The organism is Catenibacterium sp. GCM10023432 (genome assembly GCF_042651925.1).
GTDB classification, from domain to species: domain Bacteria; phylum Bacillota_I; class Bacilli_A; order Erysipelotrichales; family Coprobacillaceae; genus Catenibacterium; species Catenibacterium mitsuoka.
Genome location: NZ_JBHSEB010000068.1, coordinates 1 through 5127, shown reverse-complemented (window position 1 = coordinate 5127; position 5127 = coordinate 1). Strand labels below are relative to the sequence as shown.

Annotated in this window: 3 protein-coding genes; 1 reads left to right on the top strand and 2 read right to left on the bottom strand. The window is 33.9% G+C overall.

Translation table 11 applies throughout. The features are described from left to right. Window positions 1-584 precede the first annotated feature (584 nt). Both ACFOZZ_RS08885 and ACFOZZ_RS08880 read right to left on the bottom strand, forming a co-directional pair. Window positions 585-1997 carry a DUF1593 domain-containing protein gene (locus ACFOZZ_RS08885; RefSeq protein ID WP_376815097.1) on the bottom strand — a complete coding sequence of 471 codons (1413 nt, stop codon included), beginning with the start codon at window positions 1995-1997 and terminating at the stop codon, window positions 585-587. 2 nt (window positions 1998-1999) lie between these two features. Then, entirely contained in the window at window positions 2000-3853 is a 1854-nt protein-coding gene (locus ACFOZZ_RS08880; RefSeq protein ID WP_376815096.1) for a beta-glucoside-specific PTS transporter subunit IIABC, read from the bottom strand. Window positions 3854-3990: 137 nt separating this feature from the next. Between ACFOZZ_RS08880 and ACFOZZ_RS08875 the strand changes: the two genes are divergently transcribed. Beyond that, window positions 3991-5040, top strand: a complete 1050-nt coding sequence (locus ACFOZZ_RS08875; RefSeq protein WP_376815095.1) for an AraC family transcriptional regulator — start codon at window positions 3991-3993, stop codon at window positions 5038-5040. The last annotated feature ends 87 nt before the right edge of the window (window positions 5041-5127 follow it).

The following is a 5127-nucleotide window of genomic DNA, read 5'->3' as shown; positions in this document are numbered from 1 at the left end:
AAATGGCATCTGAGATTCTAAGAATGATGATGGATACTGAGCCTTTCAGTAATGAAATGGTAAGAGCTACACCTATGCCTATTTCACTCAAGGAAGCATATTTCGAATTGCTATGATTACAGGATTAAGAATATAGATAGAGACAGATGTATTTTAGAATTTGAAAAGTGTTACAGTAAGGAAGAAGCCTTAATTGAAAGAATTGTGACTAATAGAATCAAAGTATTGAATAGTGGAATCAAAATAGCATAAAATAAACATCAGGGAGATTGATTATACTTCCATATCGCAAGATAGAAATTTACCGTTAATGTGCTCGCTGGACTGCTTGGTAATGAAAGTTCTGGTTCAAATAGATTTACACTTGTAACTCCAAAGTCTGAAAATGATGTACGATTACAAGCTACACTTGGCAATCAGAATCCCACGGGCTTGCCCGTGGGAGTAGTCAGAAGTTACATACTATTTCTACTTCATCTTCTGGATCAAAAGGATTCCTTGGAGGAGATAAGATTCAGGCAACAATGGTATTTGAAAGAATAGACTAAAAAATGAGCTGTAACGCATATGTTACAGCTCACTTTTTAATTGATTTTGATAATAATTTGTGTGAATCGTGAAATCTTGTGCTTATAATCGTTAGTTGCTTCAATAATGATATGAAGGATATCATTTGTTTTTACATCATCAGGAATTTCAATCTTGATAGAATCATCTAAACTAACAGAAACATTTCCTTTATAACTAGAAGCATCTTTATAATACTTTGTTTTATAGAGTACATGTTCTTCTTTATTTATATGAAGCTCTACAGTTGTACCTTTATCAGCTTTCATGTCAAGAGATTCCTGGATAGCTAGTACAGGCGCTTCTTCTTTATCATCGGTGATACACCAAGAGGCTCTTGCTGCAAGATCTCTTTGAATAGAAGAAACATAATACCACATAGATTCTGTATATTTATCAATATAGAGGTCTTCTACAGGATTCCAATAATTTAAAGTAATTCCCTTAGAATTCTTCTTAGTATTATCTTTTATATATCTTCCAGATAATCCTCCATATGAGAAATCTTCAAGACATCTTAACCCCCATGGCAGTAAACAGAAGAAAGTAGGGGAATCACCTTCAGATAAGAAATCATAAGGAATATGTGTACCCATACCATATTTCTTTCCCCACCAGTCAACAAGAAGACTCTTGTTTGAACCAAATTGTGATCTATTTTCTTCACCTTCATAATACTTATCATCAGCCCAGGTAGCGTAACCACTCATTAAAGCACCCTTATTAAGAATATGTTCTTTCATGAAATCAGCTCTAAGAGTCTCTTTACTGCTTCCTTCGGGCATATTATTCCAGCCGTATCCATAACTGTTCATCATCACACATTTCACAAACTGAATGTTTGGATAAACTTCTGAAATATAGTTCTGATACGTATTATCCTGTTCACCACAGGCAGTTAAAATAACTTTCTTTTCTATTTTTTCTTTGATTGATAACCAGTTCTCATCATCTTTATATTCCTGCTCAATATCATAAAGAGCACGGGCAATTGTATTAGTACCACCCCAAACTTGAATATAAAGTGGTCTAGGATCATCATCTAATATTTTTTCTCTAATTAATTCTGAGCCTGGTGTAGAAGCATCCATTTCTCCTGGATATCCAATATTTCCGACTTTAATAAGATTCCTTAAATGATCAGGAGAAGGGTAGTTGGCATCATGAGTCACAAGATGTTTATAGTCTACAGCATAATCATCCATTACGTCCTGCATCCATTTTATACCAGTCCAGCGATAAGGCTGACCATAATCAGCCTTATCACTTGGCCCAGTCTTTCCTGGTTGTCCTTTCCAATGAAAGATGGATGAGGTCTGTACGATACCCTGTATTTCTATATCATTGGCATAAAGGAGAATATGTCTTAATGAGTTCTGATCATCTACTTCAGCATCCTGAGTGATGATTGTTCTAATAGGGTTTAACATAATTATTTACCAGCTCTTACTTCAATGATTTCTTCTTTTGCAGTCTTAGCACCATAAGATGCAGGAACAATTTCTTTATATTCAGTAGTATTAGTAATAATGACAGGAGTTACATTATCATAACCAGCTTTCTCGATAGCTTCTAGATCAGCTTCAACAAGTAAATCACCAACACTTACTTTCTGTCCTTCTTTGACCAAGACATTAAATCCTTCACCATTCATATTTACAGTATCCATACCAATATGAATAAGTACTTCAGCGCCGTTATTAGACTTTAATCCAACTGCATGGCCTGTCTTGGCAGCCATAATGATTTTACCATCAACAGGAGAGTAGATATGACCATCGGTTAATTTAAAAGCAACACCTTCACCCATCGCTTTTGAAGAAAAGATAGGATCATTCACATCTTCTAAGGGAATCATCTCACCAGTAGCAGGAGAACTGATTGTTTCATCTTTTAAAGTAGTTTCTTCTTTTGCTTCAACTTTGTTTTGTGGAAGCATAGAATCATTAAAACCAAATAAATAAGTACAAATGGCTGAACCAAAATAAGCAATCGCACAAGCAATCACAAAACCGACAAAACCAGGACCAATATATCCAGGAAGACTTAAAATAGATGTACCAAGTAAAGTAGGGCAGCTAGTACCAGCAGCAGCGACAATCATACCGGCAATAGATGAAAATACAGCAGCAATCGCAAATGGTCTCTTGTAAGGTAGTGTAACACCATAAATGGCTGGTTCTGTAATACCTGCAAGAACTGCAGAGAATGCAGCAGAACCTGATAATTCTTTTAATTTCTTATTTTTAGTTTTTAAGAATACGCCTAGTGCTGCACCAGCCTGAGCCATGTTGTTAGGTCCAGTAATAACGAATAATGTATCTCTACCGTAAGTTGCGATATTATTCATGACGATAGGTACAAAGCCCCAATGAAGCCCAAAGATAATGGCTGCAGGCCAGATCAAACCGACAAATCCTCCAGCAATAATAGGGTTGAATCCCATAATAGCTGTATAACCTGATGCAAGTAATTTACCAAACTTATCCATGATTGGACCGATAACTAAGAAAGTAGCAGGTACCATAATGGAAAGTTCTAATAATGGTGTTAAGAATAACTTACATACTTCTGGAATAATCTTCTTTAATAGCTTTTCTAATTTGCTTTGAACATATACAGAAATAATGATTGGCATGACAGAAGAAGCATAGCTTACAAGAGTCACTGGTATTGTAAGGAATGTCAATTTCGTACCTTCTGAGTATGCGGCAGTCATAGTTGGATAAAGAAGTGACATCGCAATAGACATCGCAATAAATGGATTACATTTAAACTTCTTTGCAGCTGTATAACCTAAGATAATTGGCATAAAATTAAACACACTATCTGCAGCTGCATAAAGAATTTTGTATGTTCCCATATCAGCAGTTAGTATATTCAATGTAGTGCATAGAATAAGTAATGCCTTCAACATACCGGCACCACACATAACACCAAGCATTGGTGAGAAGATACCAGAAATTGTCTCTAATAGAGTATTAAGAAGGTTTTTGTTTCCTGTGTCTTCCATTTCTTCGCTGTTACCAGCATTAATATTTGTACAGCTAAGTACTGCATCATAGACAGTATCTACCTTATTTCCAATAACAACCTGAACCTGTCCTCCTGCTTTCATTACAGTAATAACACCTTCAGTCTGTTTTAAAACATCCATATTAACTTTATCTTCATCAATAAGCTTAAATCTCAATCTTGTTGCACAATGTACAAGTGAGATCACATTATTTTCTCCACCGACATTTTCTACAATCTTTTTAGCTAAAGAAGTATAATCCTTTGCCATTTTTCTTTCCTCCAAAATTGATATTTGTTAAGTTAACTTACATGCTTATCATAATGTTTTGTGAAAGCGATTAAAATATCATAAACACACTTGCAGACTGTCAAAAACCGATGTTCTAGTTAGAATAGGTGATAATAATGAAAATAGAAGAATTAAGAAGTAGGATTACTCCACTAACCAAAAAAGAACAATATTATAAAAGTCACCCAAACCATTCAGATGACTATATTGAAAAGCATATTAATAAAGATGATGAAAAAATAGTTCAATTCACAATTGATAGATATCAAACCACAAAAGAAAAACATACTTTATTTTATGATGGGCAGATAATAACAGATGAAGTTCTTGCTTTTCCGATTTATTGTTCAAAACAGACAAGATATTCATTTGTGCCACTACATACAAGAAGCTATGTAGAAATGAAATATGTCTATTCTGGACATTGTTATGCAATTGTAAATGATAAAGAAGTGATACTTCATGCAGGGGATATGATTCTTTTAGATGTTAATTCAAAGCATACAGTCTTAATGCCTACAGAAAATGATATTATCTTCAACTTTCAAATGGATCGCTCTTATTTTAGTGACTCATTTATTAGTAAATTTTCTTCAGTAAACCCAATTGTAACTTTCCTGACAAATATTATTGATCAGAAAGCACAGCATAATGATTATATTATTTTTAATAATAGAGAAGATGATCATGATTATGTAGTGTGGCTTATAGAAATGATTTTGTGCGAGTATTTAGATCCTTCTTTGTTTGCAATATCTATTCTTGATTCCTATTTTTCACTTCTTTTTATAAAAATGGCTCAAAGATATCAGATGAATATGGAACAACAATTTAAAGAAAATAATAAGGGCTACATGACAGAAATAATTCAATACATAGAACAACATTATCGGGATTGTACTCTTATGGAAACAGCAGAGAAGTTCGGCTATAATCCTGATTATCTTTCACGCGCTATTCAAAAAGCAACAGGCTATACCTTTAAGAAGTTAGTAAACTATTATCGTATGGAAGCAGTAGGAAAAGAACTTATCAATACTGATAAACCTATTTATCTTATTGCACAGGAGAGTGGTTTTTCTAATTTAAACTACTTCTATAAGAAGTTTAATGCTTATTTTGGTGGTTTTCCTGCAGACTATAGAAAACAATTCCAGGCAAAATAAAAGAGGCGGATGCCTCTTCAGATTGTTGACAAATTAGATGAAAATATCAATTGGGCTATCCCAAATTGGTATTTTCATTTTTTGTTT

Bases quoted from the DNA above. Each gene is read 5' to 3' on its own strand.
- ACFOZZ_RS08880 (WP_376815096.1), bottom strand. From the start codon at position 3,853: ATGGCAAAGGATTATACTTCTTTAGCTAAAAAGATTGTAGAAAATGTC.
- ACFOZZ_RS08875 (WP_376815095.1), top strand. From the start codon at position 3,991: ATGAAAATAGAAGAATTAAGAAGTAGGATTACTCCACTAACCAAAAAA.
- ACFOZZ_RS08885 (WP_376815097.1), bottom strand. From the start codon at position 1,997: ATGTTAAACCCTATTAGAACAATCATCACTCAGGATGCTGAAGTAGAT.